Origin of the sequence: Mycobacterium sp. ITM-2016-00317, assembly GCF_002968295.1 — a bacterium.
Taxonomy (GTDB): domain Bacteria; phylum Actinomycetota; class Actinomycetes; order Mycobacteriales; family Mycobacteriaceae; genus Mycobacterium.
Genome location: NZ_CP134399.1, coordinates 1,153,694 through 1,174,053 on the forward strand (window position 1 = coordinate 1,153,694; position 20,360 = coordinate 1,174,053).

Annotated in this window: 25 protein-coding genes and 1 pseudogene; 22 read left to right on the plus strand and 4 right to left on the minus strand. The window is 68.2% G+C overall.

The features are described from left to right. Nucleotides 1-15 precede the first annotated feature (15 nt). Nucleotides 16-630, minus strand: a complete 615-nt coding sequence (mftR, locus tag C6A87_RS05430) for a mycofactocin system transcriptional regulator (RefSeq protein ID WP_311116325.1) — start codon at nucleotides 628-630, stop codon at nucleotides 16-18. A 102-nt stretch (nucleotides 631-732) separates the two neighbouring features. Between mftR and mftA the strand changes: the two genes are divergently transcribed. The 7 genes from mftA (at nucleotide 733) to mftG (ending at nucleotide 7,172) form a co-directional block, all read left to right on the plus strand. Continuing rightward, complete coding sequence (mftA, locus tag C6A87_RS05435; protein WP_311116326.1) at nucleotides 733-825, plus strand: mycofactocin precursor MftA; 93 nt, start codon at nucleotides 733-735, stop codon at nucleotides 823-825. A 2-nt stretch (nucleotides 826-827) separates the two neighbouring features. After that, nucleotides 828-1,118, plus strand: coding sequence for a mycofactocin biosynthesis chaperone MftB (gene mftB / locus C6A87_RS05440; RefSeq protein WP_311116327.1), 291 nt, complete (start codon nucleotides 828-830; stop codon nucleotides 1,116-1,118). After that, on the plus strand, nucleotides 1,115-2,302 hold the full coding sequence (mftC, locus tag C6A87_RS05445; RefSeq protein WP_311116328.1) for a mycofactocin radical SAM maturase: 1,188 nt from the start codon (nucleotides 1,115-1,117) through the stop codon (nucleotides 2,300-2,302). Before mftB ends, mftC begins: the two co-directional genes overlap by 4 nt. A gap of 6 nt (nucleotides 2,303-2,308) precedes the next feature. Next, nucleotides 2,309-3,484, plus strand: a complete 1,176-nt coding sequence (gene mftD / locus C6A87_RS05450) for a pre-mycofactocin synthase MftD (protein WP_311116329.1) — start codon at nucleotides 2,309-2,311, stop codon at nucleotides 3,482-3,484. A gap of 101 nt (nucleotides 3,485-3,585) precedes the next feature. After that, a complete protein-coding gene (gene mftE / locus C6A87_RS05455) occupies nucleotides 3,586-4,341 on the plus strand; it encodes a mycofactocin biosynthesis peptidyl-dipeptidase MftE (RefSeq protein ID WP_311117823.1) in 756 nt (251 codons plus the stop codon). Next, nucleotides 4,338-5,750, plus strand: a complete 1,413-nt coding sequence (mftF, locus tag C6A87_RS05460; protein WP_311116330.1) for a mycofactocin biosynthesis glycosyltransferase MftF — start codon at nucleotides 4,338-4,340, stop codon at nucleotides 5,748-5,750. The genes mftE and mftF overlap by 4 nt, the downstream gene beginning before the upstream one ends. Then, on the plus strand, nucleotides 5,751-7,172 hold the full coding sequence (mftG, locus tag C6A87_RS05465) for a mycofactocin system GMC family oxidoreductase MftG (RefSeq protein ID WP_311116331.1): 1,422 nt from the start codon (nucleotides 5,751-5,753) through the stop codon (nucleotides 7,170-7,172). It abuts the gene before it with no gap. On the opposite strand, the gene C6A87_RS05470 is transcribed toward mftG, so the two are convergent. Then, the gene (locus C6A87_RS05470; RefSeq protein WP_311116332.1) at nucleotides 7,147-8,724 is read right to left on the minus strand and encodes an MFS transporter; all 1,578 of its coding nucleotides are present in this window, start codon (nucleotides 8,722-8,724) and stop codon (nucleotides 7,147-7,149) included. The genes mftG and C6A87_RS05470 overlap by 26 nt on opposite strands. 89 nt (nucleotides 8,725-8,813) lie before the next feature. On the opposite strand from C6A87_RS05470, the gene C6A87_RS05475 reads away from it, so the two are divergent. Further along, entirely contained in the window at nucleotides 8,814-9,434 is a 621-nt protein-coding gene (locus C6A87_RS05475) for a TetR/AcrR family transcriptional regulator (protein ID WP_311116333.1), read from the plus strand. Here the strand turns inward: C6A87_RS05475 and C6A87_RS05480 are convergent. Together C6A87_RS05480 and C6A87_RS05485 are read right to left on the minus strand one after the other, a co-directional pair. Continuing rightward, nucleotides 9,400-10,662: a cytochrome P450 gene (locus C6A87_RS05480; protein ID WP_311116334.1), complete on the minus strand. Its 1,263-nt coding sequence runs from the start codon at nucleotides 10,660-10,662 to the stop codon at nucleotides 9,400-9,402. The genes C6A87_RS05475 and C6A87_RS05480 overlap by 35 nt on opposite strands. 72 nt (nucleotides 10,663-10,734) lie before the next feature. Continuing rightward, nucleotides 10,735-11,985, minus strand: coding sequence for a cytochrome P450 (locus tag C6A87_RS05485; protein ID WP_311116335.1), 1,251 nt, complete (start codon nucleotides 11,983-11,985; stop codon nucleotides 10,735-10,737). Nucleotides 11,986-12,055: 70 nt separating this feature from the next. On the opposite strand from C6A87_RS05485, the gene C6A87_RS05490 reads away from it, so the two are divergent. The 14 genes and pseudogenes from C6A87_RS05490 to C6A87_RS05555 all read left to right on the plus strand — a co-directional run bounded on the left by C6A87_RS05490 (nucleotide 12,056) and on the right by C6A87_RS05555 (nucleotide 20,356). Next, a complete protein-coding gene (locus C6A87_RS05490; RefSeq protein WP_311116336.1) occupies nucleotides 12,056-13,633 on the plus strand; it encodes a carboxylesterase family protein in 1,578 nt (525 codons plus the stop codon). A gap of 366 nt (nucleotides 13,634-13,999) precedes the next feature. Further along, nucleotides 14,000-14,305, plus strand: a complete 306-nt coding sequence (rpsJ, locus tag C6A87_RS05495; protein WP_003883485.1) for a 30S ribosomal protein S10 — start codon at nucleotides 14,000-14,002, stop codon at nucleotides 14,303-14,305. A 13-nt stretch (nucleotides 14,306-14,318) separates the two neighbouring features. Further along, nucleotides 14,319-14,975, plus strand: coding sequence for a 50S ribosomal protein L3 (gene rplC / locus C6A87_RS05500; RefSeq protein WP_311116337.1), 657 nt, complete (start codon nucleotides 14,319-14,321; stop codon nucleotides 14,973-14,975). Next, nucleotides 14,972-15,625 carry a 50S ribosomal protein L4 gene (gene rplD / locus C6A87_RS05505; protein WP_311116338.1) on the plus strand — a complete coding sequence of 218 codons (654 nt, stop codon included), beginning with the start codon at nucleotides 14,972-14,974 and terminating at the stop codon, nucleotides 15,623-15,625. Before rplC ends, rplD begins: the two co-directional genes overlap by 4 nt. Continuing rightward, nucleotides 15,625-15,924, plus strand: a pseudogene (gene rplW, locus C6A87_RS05510) (50S ribosomal protein L23); the annotation flags it as partial. The gene rplD and the pseudogene rplW, both read left to right, overlap by 1 nt. A gap of 27 nt (nucleotides 15,925-15,951) precedes the next feature. Continuing rightward, entirely contained in the window at nucleotides 15,952-16,788 is an 837-nt protein-coding gene (gene rplB / locus C6A87_RS05515) for a 50S ribosomal protein L2 (protein ID WP_311117824.1), read from the plus strand. 11 nt (nucleotides 16,789-16,799) lie between these two features. After that, complete coding sequence (gene rpsS / locus C6A87_RS05520; protein WP_003892827.1) at nucleotides 16,800-17,081, plus strand: 30S ribosomal protein S19; 282 nt, start codon at nucleotides 16,800-16,802, stop codon at nucleotides 17,079-17,081. 2 nt (nucleotides 17,082-17,083) lie between these two features. Further along, entirely contained in the window at nucleotides 17,084-17,563 is a 480-nt protein-coding gene (rplV, locus tag C6A87_RS05525) for a 50S ribosomal protein L22 (protein WP_311116339.1), read from the plus strand. Then, nucleotides 17,563-18,408 carry a 30S ribosomal protein S3 gene (rpsC, locus tag C6A87_RS05530; RefSeq protein WP_003929570.1) on the plus strand — a complete coding sequence of 282 codons (846 nt, stop codon included), beginning with the start codon at nucleotides 17,563-17,565 and terminating at the stop codon, nucleotides 18,406-18,408. Before rplV ends, rpsC begins: the two co-directional genes overlap by 1 nt. A 2-nt stretch (nucleotides 18,409-18,410) precedes the next feature. Beyond that, a complete protein-coding gene (gene rplP, locus C6A87_RS05535) occupies nucleotides 18,411-18,827 on the plus strand; it encodes a 50S ribosomal protein L16 (RefSeq protein WP_311116340.1) in 417 nt (138 codons plus the stop codon). Next, on the plus strand, nucleotides 18,827-19,060 hold the full coding sequence (gene rpmC, locus C6A87_RS05540) for a 50S ribosomal protein L29 (RefSeq protein WP_311116341.1): 234 nt from the start codon (nucleotides 18,827-18,829) through the stop codon (nucleotides 19,058-19,060). The genes rplP and rpmC overlap by 1 nt, the downstream gene beginning before the upstream one ends. Further along, the gene (gene rpsQ, locus C6A87_RS05545; protein ID WP_311116342.1) at nucleotides 19,060-19,368 is read left to right on the plus strand and encodes a 30S ribosomal protein S17; all 309 of its coding nucleotides are present in this window, start codon (nucleotides 19,060-19,062) and stop codon (nucleotides 19,366-19,368) included. The genes rpmC and rpsQ overlap by 1 nt, the downstream gene beginning before the upstream one ends. A 155-nt stretch (nucleotides 19,369-19,523) precedes the next feature. Continuing rightward, nucleotides 19,524-19,787 carry a hypothetical protein gene (locus C6A87_RS05550; RefSeq protein ID WP_311116343.1) on the plus strand — a complete coding sequence of 88 codons (264 nt, stop codon included), beginning with the start codon at nucleotides 19,524-19,526 and terminating at the stop codon, nucleotides 19,785-19,787. A gap of 128 nt (nucleotides 19,788-19,915) precedes the next feature. Further along, a complete protein-coding gene (locus tag C6A87_RS05555; RefSeq protein ID WP_311116344.1) occupies nucleotides 19,916-20,356 on the plus strand; it encodes a hypothetical protein in 441 nt (146 codons plus the stop codon). Nucleotides 20,357-20,360 lie beyond the last annotated feature (4 nt).

A 20,360-nucleotide genomic window follows, 5' to 3' on the forward strand; every position in this document is an offset into this window, starting at 1 on the left:
TCTCTATCGTCGCCCTCAGGCGCCGAACTCCGACACCCCAGTTTCCAGACCGGCGAGACCGGACGACAGCATGTCGAACGACTCGCCCAGCGCAACCGGCAGCGCCACCGACTCGTCGGCCAGCCAGTGCTCATAAGCCGACAGGGACACCGCGAGCATCGTCCACGCCACCGTCTGCGGCATCAGGTGCGCCGGCTCGACTCCCAGCCTGCGGGCGACGAAGGCCGCGATCACCGCCCGCCATCCTTCGTACATCGTCATCGAATAGGCTTGCAGTGCCTCGGTTTCCAGGATCAGGCGCATCCGCTGCCGGTGCCGTTCGGGGTCGTCGAAGTCGTTGAACGCCAGCAGTGCGGTGCGCAGCGCGTCGCGGATCGGTACGCCGGGACCGAACTCGTCGAGCAGTTCGCGCATGTGCTCGAGGTGGGCGTCGAAGTCGCCCCAGGGCAGCGCACTCTTGGACGGGTAGTAGCGGAACAGGGTCCGGCGAGCGATACCGGCCGCGGCTGCGACGTCGTCGACGCTGACCTCGTCGAACCCGCGTGCCATGAACAGGTCCAGCGCGACATCGCTGAGGTGCTCGAAGCTCGTCGACCGACGGCGGCCCACCCGCGCTTTTGCGGCGCCCATCTGCCCCCTCTTCCGTTCCTGCACTCGATGCCATATTGTGAGCGACCTACGTCACAAGTGTCGAGACCCTACCCGGGTCCGGTGAGCAGAAAGGTCAGATCCATGGATCAGAATCAGCATGCCCAGACCGAGGAACTGGTAACCGAGAGCCTGGTCGAAGAGGTCTCCATCGACGGGATGTGCGGGGTCTACTGAGCATGACCGCGCCGAACTTCGATGCCGACCGGCACTGGCGGTTGCACCCGCAGGTGGCGGTGCGGCCCGAACCGTTCGGCGCCCTGCTCTACCACTTCGGGACTCGCAAGCTGTCATTCCTGAAGAACCGGACGATCGTCGAGGTGATCAACTCGCTTCCTGATCACCCCGACGCTCGTTCCGCTTGCCGCGCCGCCGGGATCGACGATGCCGCGCAGGCGCCCTACTTCCACGCGCTGGGTGTACTGGTCCAGTCGCAGATGCTCGTCGCCGACTCAGGAGAGAAGTCATGACGCTCGCCGCACCCGTGCCCCGGCTGGTCGACCAGTTCGAGCGCGGCCTGGACGCCCCGATCTGCCTGACGTGGGAGCTCACCTACGCATGCAACCTGTCCTGCGTGCACTGCCTGTCCTCGTCGGGCAAGCGCGACCCGCGTGAGCTGTCCACGCAGCAGTGCAAGGACATCATCGACGAGCTCGAACGCATGCAGGTGTTCTACGTCAACATCGGTGGCGGCGAACCCACTGTGCGCAGCGACTTCTGGGAGCTCGTCGACTACGCGACCGAGCACCACGTCGGGGTGAAGTTCTCCACCAACGGCGTACGGATCGACAAGGAGGTGGCCGCGAAGCTGGCCGCCAGCGACTACGTCGACGTGCAGATCTCGCTCGACGGCGCCACCGCCGAGGTCAACGACGCGGTCCGCGGCCCGGGTTCGTTCGCGATGGCGGTGCGCGCGCTGGAGAACCTCAAAGAGGCCGGCTTCAAGGACGCCAAGATCTCGGTGGTGGTCACCCGCCACAACATCGACCAGCTCGACGACTTCAAGGCGCTGGCCGACAACTACGGCGCCACGCTGCGCATCACCCGGCTGCGCCCGTCGGGCCGCGGCGCCGACGTCTGGGACGAACTGCACCCGACGCCGGCCCAGCAGGTTCAGCTCTACGACTGGCTGGTCGCCCGCGGCGAGCGGGTGCTCACCGGTGACTCGTTCTTCCACCTGTCCGGGCTCGGCGAGCCCGGCGCACTGGCCGGGCTGAACCTGTGCGGTGCGGGGCGCGTGGTCTGCCTGATCGACCCGGTGGGCGACGTCTACGCCTGCCCGTTCGCCATCCACGACAAGTTCCTGGCCGGGAACATCCTGACCAGCAACGGATTTCAGGACGTTTGGCAGAACTCGGAGTTGTTCCGGGAGCTGCGCGAGCCGCAGTCGGCCGGCGCCTGCAGCGGTTGCGGACACTACGACGCGTGCCGCGGCGGCTGCATGGCCGCCAAGTTCTTCACCGGCCTGCCGATGGACGGTCCCGACCCCGAGTGCGTGCAGGGCTACGGCGAGCCCGCCCTGGCCCTCGAGCGCGACAAGCCCAAGTCCAGCGTGGACCACTCCCGCTCCGGCAGCCGTAAGCCGAAGGGCCCCATCCCGCTCACGCTGCTGAGCGCTCCTCCCAAGAAGTTCTGTAACGAAAGTCCGGTGTAGACCCCCATGGCACGTGATACCTGGTTCGAAACCGTCGCGATCGCCCAGCAGCGGGCGAAGAAGCGGCTGCCGAAATCGGCCTACTCCTCGCTGATCTCGGCCAGCGAGAAGGGCGTGACGGTCTCCGACAACGTCGAGTCTTTCTCTCAGCTCGGCTTCGCGCCCCACGTGATCGGCGCGACTGAGAAGCGTGAGATGTCGACAACGGTGATGGGGCAAGACATTTCGTTGCCGGTCATCATCTCGCCGACCGGTGTGCAGGCGATCGACCCGGACGGCGAAGTGGCGGTGGCGCGGGCGGCCGCGGCGCGTGGCACCGCGATGGGCCTGTCGTCGTTCGCGAGCAAGCCCATGGAAGAGGTCACCGCGGTCAACGACAAGATCTTCTTCCAGATCTACTGGCTGGGCAGCCGCGACGAGATCCTCGCGCGCATGGAGCGCGCCAGGGCGGCCGGCGCCAAGGGCCTGATCCTGACCACCGACTGGAGCTTCTCGCACGGCCGGGACTGGGGCAGCCCGAAGATCCCGGAGCAGATGGACCTCAAGACCATGCTGCGGATGTCGCCGGAGGTCATCACCAAGCCGCGCTGGTTCTTCAGTTTCGCCAAGCACCTGCGCCCGCCGGACCTGCGGGTGCCCAACCAGGGCCGCATCGGCGAGGCCGGTCCGCCGTTCTTCGAGGCCTACGGGCAGTGGATGGGAACTCCGCCTCCGACCTGGGAAGACGTCGCCTGGCTGCGCGAACAGTGGGGCGGCCCGTTCCTGCTCAAGGGCACGGTGCGTGTCGACGACGCCAAACGTGCTGTGGATGCCGGTGTTTCGGCGATCACGGTGTCCAACCACGGCGGCAACAACCTGGACGGCACGCCGGCCGCGATCCGCTGCCTGCCCGCCATCGCCGATGCCGTCGGCGACCAGATCGAGGTTTTGCTGGACGGCGGGATCCGGCGGGGCAGCGACGTGGTCAAAGCGGTTGCTCTGGGCGCCAGGGCCGTGATGATCGGCCGCGCGTATCTGTGGGGTCTGGCCGCCAACGGGCAGGCCGGCGTGGAGAACGTGCTCGACATCCTGCGCGGCGGTATCGACTCCGCGATGATGGGTTTGGGCAAATCCTCGATCCATGAACTGACCCGGGAGGACATCCTGATTCCGGAAGGATTCACCAGGACTCTCGGGGTCTGATACGGGCGGGGCACAGGGGGCTGGTGTGTTTGCGCGACCGGCCCCCGGCCCAGTTCGGGAAATCAGTTGCTTCGCATGACCCAACATTCGGCGCACGGCAGGTGAATTCGGCCTACCATCGTCGCGTGGTCTTCCCCCGTGTGCTCGGGAACTCAACGTCGAGGCAGCTGCACGACTCTTTGACCCAGCAGATGCCCGCCTTGGTCGTTCCGGTCGGCTCCCTCGAGCAACACGGACCCCATCTTCCGTTGGACACCGACACCCGGATCGCGTCCGCCGTCGCGGAGGCGCTCATCACCCGGCTGCGGGCCGGGGACACGCCGGACTGGGTGATCGCGCCTGCGGTCGGCTACGGCGCCAGCGGGGAGCACGAGGGCTTCGCAGGCACCGTCTCGATCGGCACCATCGCGCTGGCCGAACTGCTGACCGAATTCGCCCGATCCGCGTGCCGCTGGGCCTCGCGGATCGTCTTCGTCAACGGCCACGGCGGCAATGTCGAGGCACTGCGCCGCGCGGTGGGCCTACTGCGCGACGAGGCACGGGATGTGGGATGGTCGTCCTGTATGTCCAGCAATGCCGATGCGCATGCCGGCCATACCGAAACATCCGTATTGCTACATATTTCGCCGGACGCGGTGAGGCAGGATGAGCTGGTCCCGGGCAACCGGGCACCGCTGTCTGAGCTGATGCCGCAGATGCGGCGAGGGGGAGTGGCGGCGGTGAGTTCGCTGGGGATTCTGGGGGATCCCACCACGGCGACGGCGGAGGAGGGGGAGAGGATCTTTGCCGAGATGGTGGACGCGTGTGCGGTGCGGGTTCGCCGCTGGGCACCGGACCGACAGGGGATGCTGACGTGACCGGCCCACGGCTCCCGGATGGGTTTGCCATCCAGGTGGACCGAAGGGTGCGGGTGCTCGGGGAAGGCGCCGCCCTGCTCGGTGGCTCGCCGACGCGTCTGCTCCGGCTCGCGCCCGCTGCGCAGACCATGCTTAACGGCGGCAGGCTCGAAGTGCACGACGCGGTCAGCGCGCAACTGGCGCGCACCCTGCTCGACGCCACCGTCGCCCATCCGCGGCCGCTCAGCGGGCCGTCGCACCGTGACGTCACCGTAGTGATCCCGGTGCGCGACAACGCTTCCGGGCTGGGTCGGCTGGTCGCCGCGCTGCGCGGGCTGAGGGTCGTGATCGTCGACGACGGTTCGACCGTGCCGGTATCCGAATCGGACTTCGCGTCGACGCGCTGCGACGTCTGCGTGCTGCGCCACGACACGAGCAGGGGCCCCGCGGCGGCCCGCAACACCGGGCTGGCGGCCTGCACCACCGACCTCGTCGCGTTCCTGGACTCCGACGTCGTCCCCCGCAAGGGCTGGCTCGAAGCATTGCTGGGTCACTTCTGCGACCCGGCGGTGGCCCTGGTGGCGCCGCGGATCGTCGCGCTGAATCCGTCCGACAGCGTGGTGGCCCGCTACGAGGCGGTGCGCTCGTCGCTGGACCTCGGCATCCGGGAGGCGCCGGTGATCCCATACGGGACCGTGGCCTACGTGCCCAGTGCCGCCATCATCTGCCGGCGTACCGCGCTGCTGGAGATCGGCGGCTTCGACGAGTCGCTGGTGTCCGGCGAGGACGTCGACCTGTGTTGGCGGCTCAACGAGGCCGGCGCCCGCCTGCGTTACGAGCCGATCGCCACGGTGGCCCACGACCACCGCACCGAGTTGCGAAAGTGGTTCACCCGCAAGTCCTTCTACGGGAGTTCGGCGGCCCCGCTGACGATGCGCCACCCGGGAAAGACCGCGCCGCTGGTGATCTCGGGCTGGACGCTGGTGGTGTGGATGCTGGTCGCGCTGGGCTCCGGGATCGGCTACGCGGCCTCGATTGCGGTCGCGGCGCTGACGGGCCGGCGGATCGCGAAGTCACTGTCGAGTGTGCAGACCGAGCCCATGGAAGTCGCGGTGGTGGCTGCGCAGGGGCTGGGGTCGGCGGCGCTTCAGCTGGCCTCGGCGATCTGCCGGCATTACTGGCCGGTGGCGCTGGTCGCCGCGGTGGTGTCGCGCCGCTGCCGCCGGGTGGTGGTGGTGGCCGCGGTGCTCGACGGCGTGTTCGACTGGGTGAGCCGCCACGGCCACGCCGATGACGACACCAAACGGGTCGGGCTGCTCACCCACCTCGCGCTCAAGCGACTCGACGACATCGCCTACGGGCTCGGTCTGTGGACCGGGGTGATCCGCGAGCGCAACGCCGGCGCCCTCAAGCCGCAGATCCGAGCCTAGGTGCGCGTTCTCGTCGTCGGCGCCGGTAGTGCGGGATCGGTTCTGGCGGAACGGCTTTCCGCTGAAACAGGCTTCCAGGTCACGGTCGTCGAGGCGGGACCGGGGCCGTTCGATCCCCGGGTGGGCAGCCAGATCACCGATGGATTGCGGCTACCGATCGGGGTGGCCAGCTCGGTGGTGCGCCGCTACCGGACCACGCTGACCGAGGCCCCAGAGCGGCACGCCGAGATCATGCGCGGGGCCGTGGTCGGCGGGTCGGGAGCTGTCAACGGCGGGTACTTCTGCCGTGCGCTGCCGTCGGACGTGGACGGCTGGGGGTTGCCGGGGTGGAGCTGGACCGACGTACTCCCGCATTTCGTCGCGATCGAGAACGACCTGGACTTCCCGGGCCTGCCGCACGGCACGGCGGGGCCGATCACCGTGCGCCGCGTCGCTGAATTCGACGGGTGCACAGCATCTTTCGTGCAGGCATGCCGCGCGGCCGGGTTCGACTGGATCGCGGACCTGAACGGATCGACCCCCGAGCACCCGCTGCCGGCTGGGGTCGGCGCCGTGCCGCTGAACATCTACGGCGGCACCCGGGTCGGCCCTGGCGGTGCGTTCCTGCAGCCGGCGCTGCAGCGGTCCAACCTCACGCTGCTGACCGACACCAGGGTGCACCGACTGCGGTTCTCGGCCGGACGGGTGGTGGGTGTGGACTGCGTCGGCCCGGACGGGCCGGCGACGCTGACCGCGGACCGAGTGGTGCTCTGTGCGGGCGCCATCGCATCGGCTCACCTACTGATGGTGTCCGGGGTCGGACCGCAGCGGATGCTCGCGGCGGCCGGGGTCGACGTCGAGATCGACCTACCGGTCGGTGTCGACACCGTCGACCATCCGGAGTGGGTGCTGCCGGTGAGTTGGTCTCCCACCCACGGGGTCCCGCCGCTGGAGGCGGTGCTGACCACCGGCGACGGGCTGGAGATCCGGCCCTACACCGCGGGATTCGGCGCGATGACGACCGGCGGGCGCCCGGACCCGGCCGACCAGCCGCATCTCGGGGTGACCCTGATGCGCCCGCGCTCGCGCGGCCGGGTCACGATCGTCTCCGCCGATCCGGACGTCGCCCCGGTGATCGAGCACCGCTACGACAGCGCGCCGGCCGACGTGGAACTGCTCCGGTCGGGAAGTCGACTGGCCGCCGAACTATCCTGTGCCACTGTGCAATCCGAGCCGTCGTGGGCGACATCGCAACACCTGTGCGGCACCGCGAGGATGGGCACCGTGGTGGACGAACGGTGCCGCGTGTACGGGGTGGACAACCTGTGGGTGGTGGACGGGTCGGTGCTGCCCGACATCCCCAGCCGCGGCCCGCACGCGACGATCGTGATGGCCGGCCATCGCGCGGCCGAGTTTGTCAGCGCGGCTCACGTATCCGCCTGATGAGTGCCCACTGCCGTCCGTCGCGCCCGGGTGACCAGATCGCGGTGAACACCGATCCGACGAGCAGCAGGATCGCCAGCACGAGCAGCGCCTGGCTGGTGGCGTGCATGAACGCGTCCTGGGCTAGTCGCGACAGCGCAGCGCCCTGCGGGCCCATCTGCTCGGCGACCGACAACGCGTGCGCCAGCGAATCGGTGGCGGTGGCGCGGACCGGCTCGGGGAACGTGTCGAGCTTCGGGGTCAGCGCATTGTGGTAGACGGCGGCCAGGATGGACCCGGCGACCGCGATCCCGACTGCGGCGCCGACTTCGCGGGTGGCGTCGTTGACCGCCGAGGCCACCCCCTGCTTCTCGTCGGGCACCGCGTTCATGATCGCCGAAGTCGTTGGCGCCGTGCATAGCCCGATACCCGAGGCGGTGATGATCAGCGGCCACATCAGATCGAGGTATGTCGAGTCGGCGTCCAGGAAGCGCATGCAGAACAAACCGACCGCCACCAGCAGCAGGCCCACGCTGACCGCGAACCGCAGCCCCACCTTGGGCAGATACAGGTGCAGGGTGGCGCCGAGTACGAGGACCGGAAGGGCCAACGGGGACAACGCGAACGCCGTCTCGAGTGCGCTGTAGCCCATCACCAGCTGCATGAACTGCATCTCGATGAAGAAGAACCCGAAGTTCGCGATAAACAGGAACGTGATGCCGGCCGCGCCGGTCGCGAAATCGGGCCGCCGGAACAGCCGCACGTCCAGTAGCGGGTGCGCCCGGCGCAACTGCACCAACGCGAACAGTCCGGCCAGCACCACCCCGGCCACCAGGCAGCCCACCACGATCGGGTCGGTCCACCCGCGGACGGGTGCCTCAACCAGTCCGAGGACGAACACCGCGATCGCGGTGCCGATCAGCGTGGCGCCGAACCAGTCGATGGGCGTGGCGGTCTCGTCACGCGAGGATCCGATGGTGCAGGTCGCCGCGAACATCAGCAGCGCGCCGCCGGCGAACATGTAGAAGATCGACTGCCACGAGAAGTACTGCAGCAGAATGCCGGTGCCGAGGAACCCGAACACCGCGCCCGAGCCCGCGACGCCGGCCCAGATGCCCACGGCCTTGTTGCGCTCCGACTTCGGGAACGCGGCGGTCAGCAACGACAGCGTGGCGGGCATGATGAACGCCGCGCCGACGCCGGCGACCGCTCGCGCGACGATGATGTGGGTCGGGCTGTCGAACATCACCGGTGCCAGGGACGCCAGGCAGAAGATCGCAAGCCCGGTCAGCAGTGCGCCGCGTCGGCCGTACCGGTCCCCGAGGGCACCGGCCGGCAGCAGCAGGCACGCCAGGGCGAGGGTGTAGCCGTCCACCACCCAGGTGAGCTGAGCCTGCGTCGCGGACGTCTGTACCGCGATGTCGGGCAGAGCCGCGTTGAGCGCCACCATCGACGCGATGACCATCAGCACGTCGACGCTGGCCACGGTGAGCAACCAGACGCGCCGGCGCCGGGACAGGGTGGGCGCCTCGCCGCCGATATCCTGGTCGGTACGCGGGACAGTGTCGACCATGTCGGCTCTCTTCGTCAGGTACAAACGAGACTAACAGTCTCGTAGCAAGACCGAGAGTCTTGTTCCCGTTCGGGAGGTGAGGGAAACACATGAGCGCCGCAGGGGGCGATCCCCGTCCCGCCCAATCCCGGGCGCGGCTGCTCGATGCCGCGACGGAGCTGCTGCGCGCGGGTGGTCCGAGCGCGGTCACCGTGGACGCGGTCACCCGCCAGGCCAACGTGGCCCGGGCGACCCTCTACCGGCACTTTCCCAGCGCCAACGACCTGGTGGCGGCCGCGTTCATGCGGCTGATCCCGCCACCGCCGATGCCGCCGGAGCAGGGCAGCCTGCGCGAGCGGCTGCTGGCGATCGTGGTGGAGTGGGCCGAGTCGATCGCCGAGGCGCCGACGACGCTGACCGCGATGGCGTGGCTGTCGCTGGGGCCCGACATCAACGAGGTGCCCAGTGCGGGGGCGCACACTCTGCGCGAATACATCGCCGAGCAATACGCCGCGCCGTTCGAAGCGGTGTTCGGCAGCCCGGCGGCCGCGGAACGACTCGGCGCCGTCGACCGCGCGAAGGCGCTGGCGCTGCTCATCGGTCCGCTGGCGTTCGGGCGGATCAGCACACTCACCGACTTCGACTACCGGGAGGTCGCCGTCGCGGCCGTGGACGGCTTCCTGGCGACGACCGCGCTCAGCGCACCGAGTACCGAATCGGCAGGTGCTTGAGCCCGCCGACGAACGTCGTCGCCGACAGCTCGGGCTCGCCCGCCAGTTCGATGGACTCCAGCCGCGGGATCAGTTCGGAGAACAGGCTGGTCATCTCCATCCGCGCCAGCGCGGCGCCGAGGCAGAAGTGCACGCCGTAGCCGAAGGCGACGTGCTTGTTCGGGTCGCGGCCCACGTCGAAACGGAACGGCTCGTCGAACACCTCCTCGTCGCGGTTGCCTGACACGTAGGCCAGATACACCGACTCGCCCTTGGCGATCGGCACCCCGCGCACCACGGTGTCCTCGGCCGCGGTGCGCATGAACTCCTTGACAGGGGTGGTCCAGCGGATCATCTCCTCGACCGCGGTGCCCATCAGCCCGGGATCGGCCTTCAGGCGGGCCATTTCGCCGGGGTTCTCGATCAGCGCGTGCAGACCGCCCGAGATCGCGTCCTTGGTGGTGTCGTGGCCGGCGCTGGCGACGATGACGTAGTAGGACAGCGTGTCCATGTCCGACATCGGCTCGCCGTCGACGAGGCCGTTGGCGATCGCCGAGGCCAGATCCTCGGTCGGGTTCTCGCGCCGCGACGCCGTCAGCGCCGAGAAGTAGTTGAAGAAATCGGTCAGCACGGCCATCTGTTCCTCGACCGTGGTGCCGCGCTTGTACTCGTCGTCGTCGCCGCCGAACATCTCCTGGGTCAGCATGTGCATCCGGCCGAAGTCCTCTTCGGGCAGGCCGAGCAGCGACAGGATCACGTAGAGCGGGAAGTTGACTGCGATGTCGGTGACGAAGTCGCACTCGGGGCCGATGTCGCGCATCGCGTCGACGTACCGCTTGGCCAGCTCGTCGACGCGAATCTTCAAGTCCCGCATCGCCTTCGGGCGGAACCAGTCGGCGCCGATCGTGCGCACCTTGCGGTGGTGCGGGTCGTCCATGTGGATCAGGGTGCGCAACCCGATCCCCATCTCCTGCTGGCTCTTGCCGATGTCGTCGGCCTCGGCGGTGGCCAGCAGTGGGCGGGGAGCCGACAGGAACAGGTCGTTGGCCCGTTCGATCGCCATGATGTCGGCGTGCTTGGTGATCGCCCAGAACGGCCGGTACGGGCCGTGTTCGACGTAGGCGACGGGATTGTGCGCCCGCAGGTGGGCCAGCGCGGCGTGCAGTCGGGCGTCGTCGGCGTAGGCCTTGGGATCGGCCAGTGCCTTCGCCGCCTCCAGCGAATCCCGGTCCATCGTCGGTGTGCTCACGGGGCTCCTCACAGGCTGTGCTTGACGGGTGTCAAGCACAGCCTATGTGATCGGCGCCACTGCGGCGCGGAATCAGCGTAGCGAGTACCGGATCGGCAGGTGCTTGAGCCCGCCGACGAAGATCGTCGAGACGAACTCCGGGTCGCCGGCCATTTCGATGGACTCCAGTCTCGGGAGCAGCTCGGTGAAGAAGCTGTTGATCTCCATCCGGGCCAGCGCCGCGCCCAGGCAGAAGTGCACGCCGTAGCCGAAGGACAGGTGCTTGTTCGGATCGCGGCCGACGTCGAACGTCTGCGGGTTCGCGAAGATGTCCTCGTCCCGGTTGGCCGACACGTAGGACAGCAGCACCGACTCGCCCTTGGCGATCGGCACGCCGCGCACCTCGGTGTCGGAGGTGGCCGTGCGCATGAACTCCTTGACCGGTGCGGTCCAGCGGATGATCTCCTCGACCGCGGTGCCCATCAGCGACGGATCGGCCTTGAGGCGGGCCAGCTGGTCCTGGTTCTCGATCAGCGCGAGCAGGCCACCCGAGATCGCTGCGCTGGTGGTGTCGTGTCCGGCACTGGCGACGATGACGTAGTAGGACAGGCAGTCGATGTCGTTGAGGTACTCGCCGTCGAGCTTCGCGTTCGCGATGGCCGAGGCGAGGTCCTCGGTGGGATTGGCGCGCCGGTCGGCGGTCAGCTTGGTGAAGTACCGGAAAAAGTCGGTGATGACCTCGTGCAGTTCCTGGGGGCTCTTGCCGCGGGTGAACTCGTCGTCGTCACCGCCGAACATCTCCTGCGTCAGCTTGAGCATCCGGCCGAAGTCCGATTCGGGCAGGCCGAGCAGCGACAGGATCACGTACAGCGGGAAGTTGACCGCGACCTCTTGCACGAAGTCGCACTCCGGGCCCTTCTCCACCATCTTGTCGACGTAGATCTTGGCCAACTCGTCGACGCGCGTCTTCAGCGCGCGCATCGCCTTGGGGCGGAACCAATCGGCGCCCACCTTGCGGATGTCGCGGTGCAGCGGGTCGTCCATGTGGATCAGCGTGCGGATACCGCCACCGGCGGCGAGGTTGGCCTGCGACAGGTCGTCGGTGGCCGCGGTGACGAGCATCGGCCGGGGGGCGTTGATCCAGAGCTCGTTGTCACGCTCGATCGCCATGATGTCGGAGTGCTTGGTGACTGCCCAGAACGGCCGGTAGTCGGGCACGTCCACATAGGAGACCGGGGCGTGCGCGCGCAGATGTGCGAGCGCTGCGTGCAACCGTGCCTCGTCGGCATAGGCCTTGGGTTCGGCCAGCACCTTGGCTGCGTCGTCGATAATCGGCGTACTCATGTGCCCTCACTCGCATTGACTTGACGGGTGTCAAGTAAAGCACATGTGACCGGCGCTACTCTCGATGATCATGCCGATCCGACGGTTCGCCGCGCTGGCCGCGCTGTTGCTGCTGGTCGCGTGCGGCGGGGCCGAATCGGTGACGCCGCAGCGCGCCGATCCGGCGGTCGTGCAGACCACGTCAGGGGCGGTGCGCGGCACCGTCGCCGAGGATCATCGACTGTTCGCCGGAATACCTTATGCCGCAGCGCCTGTCGGGCATCTGCGGTGGCGGGAGCCGCAACCGGCGTCCGCCTGGCAGGGGGTCAGGGAGGCCACCGCGTTCGGCCCGCGATGCATGCAGGACCTCGCAGGCGATCTGGAGCTCGGCAGGCAGACCGACGAGGACTGCCTGAACCTGAACGTGTGGACGCCGCCGGCCGATTCGGCCGGCGAGCCGACCGCGCCCAAGCCGGTGATGGTGTGGATCCACGGCGGGTCGTTCGTCGCGGGCAGCGGCGGCATCTACGACAGCCGCCGCCTGGTCTCGCGCGGCGACATCGTGGTGGTCACGCTGAACTACCGGCTCGGCGCGCTCGGCTTCCTGGCCCACCCCGCGCTCGCGGACGCCGGGCACACCGGTGACTACGGCCTGGCCGACCAGCAGGCCGCACTGCGCTGGGTGCGCGACAACATCGCGAACTTCGGCGGTGACCCGGACCGGGTCACGGTCGCGGGGGAGTCCGCGGGCGCGATGTCGGTGTGCGACCACCTGGTCGCGCCGGACTCGCAGGGCCTGTTCGGCGCCGCGATCATCATGAGCGGGCCGTGTCAGGCGCAGGTCGCGCTGCCGGTCGCCGAGCAGCGCAGCATCGACTACGCCGCCGAGGTGGGCTGCCCGGATCCGGCCACCGCCGCCGACTGCCTGCGCGCGCTGCCGGCCAACACGCTGCGCACGCCCGTCTGGTACTACGACATCGGCGAAGACCGGCTCAGCGGTCCGGTCACCGGCACGCCGACGCTGCCGGTCGACCCGGTGGCCGCGTTCGGCGAGGGCCGGGCGGCGCGGGTCCCGGTGCTGATGGGCACCACCCGCGACGAGTGGACGCTGTTCGTGGCACTGCAGCATCTGCGGGGCACGAATTACCTCGCCGAGCAGTATCCGCAACTGCTGGCCGACACCTTCGGGGCCGATGCCCCGGCGGTGGCCGCCCGGTATCCGCTGACCGACTATCCCCACGTCGCGCTCGCCTACGCCGCAACCGTCACCGACGGAGTGCTCGCGTGCCCCAACGCACGTTGGGCCCGGGAGTTGAGCCGGGACGCAGACGTCTACTTCTACGAGTTCGACGATCCGGACGCGCCGGCACCCGAGCCGCTGCGCACGCTGCCGTTCCCCGTCGGGGCCAGCCACTCACTGGAACTGCGCTACCTGTTCGACGTCGGCGGCGCGTCGCCGCCGAACGCCGCGCAGGTCAGACTGGGTGAGCTGATGGTCGACCAGTGGTCGGCGTTCGTGACGTCCGGCGACCCAGACGTCGACGGCGGACCGGCCTGGCCCGAATTCGGCGCGGCGGGGGAGGTGCTGTCACTGCGGCCCGACGGCAGTCGAACGGCAGACGACTACGCTCGGGTGCATCAGTGCAGCTTCTGGGACGGTCTGCGGTAGGGCCTCCCGAGTGTGGGGGCTGTGCACGGCGGCGAGCCGTTTTGCGTGCATAAGGCCCACAGTCGGGCGCTCCACCAGGGATTTGGAGCACGCTCAGATCTGAGGCATACTGTTCGGGTTGCCTTGAGCCGGGGCGGTGTGCTTTCACACCGGGTCGGCGCAGGCATGCGACCAGTGCCCCTAGCGGGGCATATCCGGTCCTCAACCTCGATCGCGACGAATTCTGCCGCGTAAGAGTGTGCGAACGGGCGACACACCCGACCGCGTGGACCGGTGAACCAGAGACAGGTAAACAGCGGCGGCACAGCCAGGCCCATGGTCTTTCCATGGACACCGTGGGCCCGTTAGTAGTGAGGTAGGAGAAGCGTGGCGGGACAAAAGATCCGCATCAGGCTCAAGGCCTACGACCATGAGGCCATTGATGCCTCTGCGCGCAAGATCGTCGAGACGGTCACCCGGACGGGAGCCAGTGTGGTCGGCCCGGTGCCGCTGCCGACCGAGAAGAACGTGTACTGCGTCATTCGGTCCCCGCACAAGTACAAAGACTCGCGGGAGCACTTCGAGATGCGTACGCACAAGCGGCTGATCGACATCCTCGACCCCACGCCGAAGACGGTCGACGCGCTGATGCGCATCGACCTGCCGGCCAGCGTCGACGTCAACATCCAGTAGGAGAACCAGAACCATGGCAAGAAAAGGCATTCTGGGTACCAAGCTGGGCATGACGCAGGTGTTCGATGAGAACAACAAGGTCGTGCCGGTGACGGTCGTCAAGGCCGGACCCAATGTCGTGACGCGCATCCGCACCCCGGAGCGCGACGGCTACAGCGCCGTTCAGCTCGCCTATGGCGAGATCAGCCCGCGCAAGGTGAACAAGCCGGTCACCGGTCAGTTCGCCGCCGCGGGTGTCAATCCGCGCCGCCACCTCGCCGAGCTGCGGCTCGACAGCGAGGAAGCAGCGGCCGCCTATGAGGTCGGCCAGGAGCTGACGGCGGAGATCTTCGCCGACGGCGCCTACGTCGACGTGACGGGCACCAGCAAGGGCAAGGGCTTCGCGGGCACCATGAAGCGGCACGGCTTCGCCGGTCAGGGCGCCAGCCACGGCGCTCAGGCCGTGCACCGCCGGCCGGGCTCGATCGGTGGCTGCGCCACCCCGGGCCGCGTGTTCAAGGGCACGCGCATGTCGGGCCGGATGGGCCACGACCGCGTGACGACCCAGAACCTGAAGGTGCACAAGGTCGACGCCGAGAACGGCGTGCTGCTGATCAAGGGCGCCGTCCCCGGACGCAACGGTGGACTGGTGGTTGTCCGCAGCGCAATCAAGCGAGGCGAGAAGGCATGACTCTGAATATTGAGGTGAGGACCCCCGCCGGCACGACGGACGGCAGCATCGAGCTGCCCGCCGCGCTGTTCGACGTGGAACCCAACATCGCGCTGATGCACCAGGTCGTCAACGCACAGCTGGCCGCCAAGCGCCAGGGCACCCACTCCACCAAGACCCGCGGTGAGGTCTCCGGCGGCGGCAAGAAGCCGTACCGGCAGAAGGGCACCGGCCGCGCCCGTCAGGGCTCGACCCGCGCACCGCAGTTCACCGGCGGTGGCGTCGTGCACGGCCCCAAGCCGCGCGACTACAGCGAGCGGACCCCCAAGAAGATGATCCGCGCGGCTTTGCGCTCCGCTCTCTCTGATCGGGCCCGCAACGACCGCATCCACGCTGTCACCGAGCTGATCGAGGGTCAGACCCCGTCGACCAAGAACGCGAAGTCGTTCCTGTCGACACTGACCGATCGCAGGCAGGTGCTCGTGGTGATCGGCCGGACCGACGAGGCCAGTGCGCTGAGCGTGCGCAATCTGCCTGGCGTGCACGTGATCTCGCCGGATCAGCTGAACACCTACGACGTGCTGAAGGCCGACGACGTGGTGTTCAGCGTCGAGGCACTCAACGCGTACATCGCAGCGAACACCAAGCAGGACCAGGAGGTGTCGGCCTGATGGCTAACGTGACCGATCCCCGCGACATCATCTTGGCGCCGGTGATCTCGGAGAAGTCCTACGGGCTCATCGAGGACAACGTCTACACGTTCATCGTGCACCCGGACTCGAACAAGACCCAGATCAAGATCGCTATCGAGAAGATCTTCAAGGTCAAGGTCGACTCGGTGAACACGGCCAACCGGCAGGGTAAGCGCAAGCGCACCCGCACCGGTTACGGCCAGCGCAAGGCCACCAAGCGCGCGATCGTGACGCTGGCTGCCGGAAGCAAGCCCATCGACCTGTTCGGAGCGCCGGCCTCAGCCGGCAGGGAGACCCACAGAATCATGGCAATTCGCAAATACAAGCCGACGACCCCGGGTCGCCGCGGCTCGAGCGTCTCCGACTTCGCCGAGATCACTCGCGATCACCCGGAGAAGTCGCTGGTCCGTCCGCTGCACGGCCGCGGTGGCCGCAACGCGCACGGCCGGATCACCACCCGTCACAAGGGTGGTGGCCACAAGCGCGCCTACCGCGTGATCGACTTCCGTCGCCACGACAAGGACGGCGTCAACGCCAAGGTCGCACACATCGAGTACGACCCCAACCGCACCGCGAACATCGCGCTGCTGCACTACCTGGACGGCGAGAAGCGCTACATCATCGCGCCGCAGGGACTCAAGCAGGGGATGATCGTCGAGTCCGGCGCCAACGCCGACATCAAGCCCGGCAACAACCTGCCGCTGCGCAACATCCCCGCGGGCACGCTGATCCACGCAGTGGAGCTGCGTCCCGGCGGCGGCGCGAAGATGGCCCGCTCGGCCGGCGCCTCGATCCAGCTGCTGGGCAAGGAAGGCACCTACGCCTCCCTGCGTATGCCCAGCGGTGAAATCCGCCGCGTCGACGTGCGCTGCCGCGCCACCGTCGGCGAGGTCGGCAACGCCGAGCAGGCCAACATCAACTGGGGCAAGGCCTGCCGTATGCGCTGGAAGGGCAAGCGCCCCACCGTCCGTGGTGTCGTGATGAACCCGGTCGACCACCCGCACGGCGGTGGTGAGGGTAAGACCTCCGGTGGCCGCCACCCGGTGAGCCCGTGGGGTAAGCCCGAGGGCCGCACCCGCAAGCCGAAGAAGGCGAGCGACAAACTCATCGTCCGTCGCCGGCGCACCGGCAAGAAGCGCTAGGGAGTAAAGCGATGCCACGCAGCCTGAAGAAGGGCCCGTTCGTCGACGACCATCTGCTCAAGAAGGTCGACGTCCAGAACGAGAAGAACACCAAGCAGGTCATCAAGACCTGGTCCCGTCGGTCCACCATCATCCCCGACTTCATCGGGCACACCTTCGCCGTCCACGACGGTCGCAAGCATGTCCCGGTGTTCGTCACCGAGGCGATGGTCGGGCACAAGCTGGGCGAGTTCGCCCCCACCCGGACCTTCAAGGGTCACATCAAGGACGACCGGAAGTCCAAGAGGCGCTAGAAATGACCACTGCACTAAAAGGCGTTGAATATCCGTCCGCGACGGCCAGGGCGCGCTTCGTGCGCGTCTCGGCCACGAAGGCGCGCCGAGTCATCGATCTGGTCCGCGGCAAGACCGTCGAGGAAGCCCTCGACATCCTGCGCTGGGCCCCGCAGTCGGCCAGCGAGCCGGTCGCCAAGGTGATCGCCAGCGCTGCCGCCAACGCGCAGAACAACGAAGGCCTGGACCCGACCACGCTCGTGGTCGCGACCATCCAGGCGGACGAGGGTCCCACCGCCAAGCGCATCCGGCCCCGCGCCCAGGGACGGGCGTTCCGGATCCGCAAGCGCACCAGCCACATCACGGTGATCGTTGAAAGTAGGCCGAGCCGCTCCAACAAGGGTGCTTCGGCTTCGGCGGCGCGCGCGCGTCGTGCGCAGGCCAGCAAGGCTGCGTCTTCCAAGACCGCAGCAGCCGATAACTCGAAGGAGGGCTCGGAGTAGTGGGCCAGAAGATCAACCCGCACGGCTTCCGACTCGGCATCACCACCGGCTGGAAGTCCCGCTGGTACGCCGACAAGCAGTACGCGGACTACATCAAGGAAGATGTCGCGATCCGCAAGCTCCTGGCCACCGGCCTTGAGCGCGCCGGCATCGCCGACGTGGAGATCGAGCGCACCCGTGACCGCGTTCGCGTGGACATCCACACCGCGCGTCCGGGCATCGTGATCGGTCGCCGCGGCACCGAGGCCGACCGCATCCGCGGCGACCTGGAGAAGCTCACCGGCAAGCAGGTCCAGCTGAACATCCTCGAGGTGAAGAACCCCGAGTCGGTGGCACAGCTGGTCGCCCAGGGTGTCGCCGAGCAGCTGAGCAACCGTGTGGCGTTCCGCCGCGCGATGCGCAAGGCGATCCAGTCGGCGATGCGCCAGCCCAACGTCAAGGGCATCCGGGTGCAGTGCTCAGGCCGTCTCGGCGGCGCCGAGATGAGCCGGTCGGAGTTCTACCGCGAGGGCCGCGTGCCGCTGCACACCCTGCGGGCCGACATCGACTACGGCCTCTACGAGGCCAAGACCACCTTCGGCCGCATCGGCGTGAAGGTCTGGATCTACAAGGGCGACATCGTCGGTGGCAAGCGCGAGCTGACCGCCGCCGCACCCGCCGCGGACCGTCCGCGCCGTGAGCGTCCGTCGGGCACCCGTCCGCGCCGCAGTGGCGCGTCGGGCACCACCGCGACGAGCACCGACGCCGGTCGTGCCGCCGAGGCTCCTGCCGTCGCGGAAGCGACCCAGGGCACCGAGGCCGCTGCGGGAGCAGCAGCCGAGACAACAGAGAATTCTGGGAGCTAGTCATGCTGATTCCCCGCAAGGTCAAGCACCGCAAGCAGCACCACCCGAGGCAGCGTGGTATCGCCAGCGGCGGCACCGAGGTCAGCTTCGGTGACTACGGCATCCAGGCCCTCGGCCATGCCTACATCACCAACCGGCAGATCGAGTCGGCCCGTATCGCCATCAACCGGCACATCAAGCGTGGCGGCAAGGTGTGGATCAACATCTTCCCGGACCGCCCGCTGACCAAGAAGCCCGCCGAGACCCGCATGGGTTCCGGTAAGGGTTCGCCTGAGTGGTGGGTCGCCAACGTCAAGCCCGGCCGCGTGCTGTTCGAGCTGAGCTACCCCGACGAGAAGGTCGCCCGGGAAGCGCTGACCCGCGCGATCCACAAGTTGCCGATCAAGGCACGCATCGTCACGAGAGAGGAGCAGTTCTGATGGCTGTCGGAACAACGACCGGCGAACTGCGCGAGCTCACCGACGACGAACTGACCGACAAGCTGCGCGAGTCCAAGGAAGAGCTGTTCAACCTGCGCTTCCAGATGGCGACCGGCCAGCTTGCCAACAACCGCCGGCTGCGCGTGGTCCGGCAGGAGATCGCACGCCTGTACACGGTGCTGCGTGAACGTGAGTTGGGTCTGGCCGCCGGACCCGGAGGTGAGGATTCGTAATGGCAGATACCAAGGGTGCCGAGAAAGGCGCCAAGTACACCCCGCCCACTGAGAAGCCGCGCGGTCGCCGCAAGACCGCCATCGGCTACGTGGTGTCGGACAAGATGCAGAAGACCATCGTGGTCGAGCTGGAGTCGCGTAAGAGCCACCCGCTCTACGGCAAGATCATCCGGACCACCACCAAGGTCAAGGCCCACGACGAGAACGAGGACGCCGGTGTCGGCGACCGCGTGTCGCTGATGGAGACCCGCCCGACGTCGGCCACCAAGCGCTGGCGCCTGGTCGAGGTGCTCGAGAAGGCCAAGTAGCCTCACAACGTCTGACAACATCGACTGCCCACCGCATCGCGCGGTGGGCAGCGGTGTTTGTGCCCCCGCTAACCAGGCGTTGTGGCACAGATATGTGATCCAGATGGCATATCTGTGCATGGCGAGGGTGGGGGTGCCTCGGCGCGCTGCTGGGCGTGCTGGCGGTGTTGACCGCTGCGCCGCCCCTGGCGCTCAACGGGCAGACCGGCACGGTGACGCTGACGGTTCCCGTGCCACCCGGGCTGCGGCCGGCCGCGCTCAACGTCGTCGTCGAGCAGCCTGTCTTTGGGGGCACCGCGGTACTCACCGTGGTACAGAACCGGCGAACCGTCGCCGAGGTCACGCTGCCACCGGATCCCCGCGCCCCGGTGGCGATTCGCTTGACGGCGCCGTCGTCGAGGACAACGCGCTGTTCCTGACGGTTCACTCCTATCTGCTTCCGGACGAGGGCTACTGCCTGGATCCGACCAACCCGCTGCGACTGGTCGACGGCTCCGTCGAGTTCACCGGCACCGAGGTCGCGCCGACCGCCGATTTCCTGCCGCCGGTGCTGCGCAGACTGACCATCGGGATCCCTGACGAGCCCTCCCTGTCCGAATTCGACGCCGCGTTACGGTTGGGGACCGCTGTGGCGGCTCAGTACCGTCGGCAGAACGTCGGCATCGACGTGGTGGCGCTGGCCGACGGGCAGAGTCTGCCCGAGGTGGCGTCGGCGCCGCTGGAGCGGCAGGCCGTGATCCGCGAGGGCCCCGACACCGGACTGTCGCTGCAGGGCGGCCCGGGCGTGCCGGTCCTGACGGTCTCCGCTCCGGCAGGCGAGCTGACGAGCAGACGAGACTGCTGGCGAGCGACCAGCGCACGCTGGCGGTCAGCAGCGGTGCGCTGGTGGGCCCGCTGCGGGACAGTCCGCAGCTGCCCGGAGATTCCGTCACCCTGCGGGACCTCGGCCAACCCGGTGTCAGTGCGGAGTCGTTGGCGCCGCAGGTGACTTG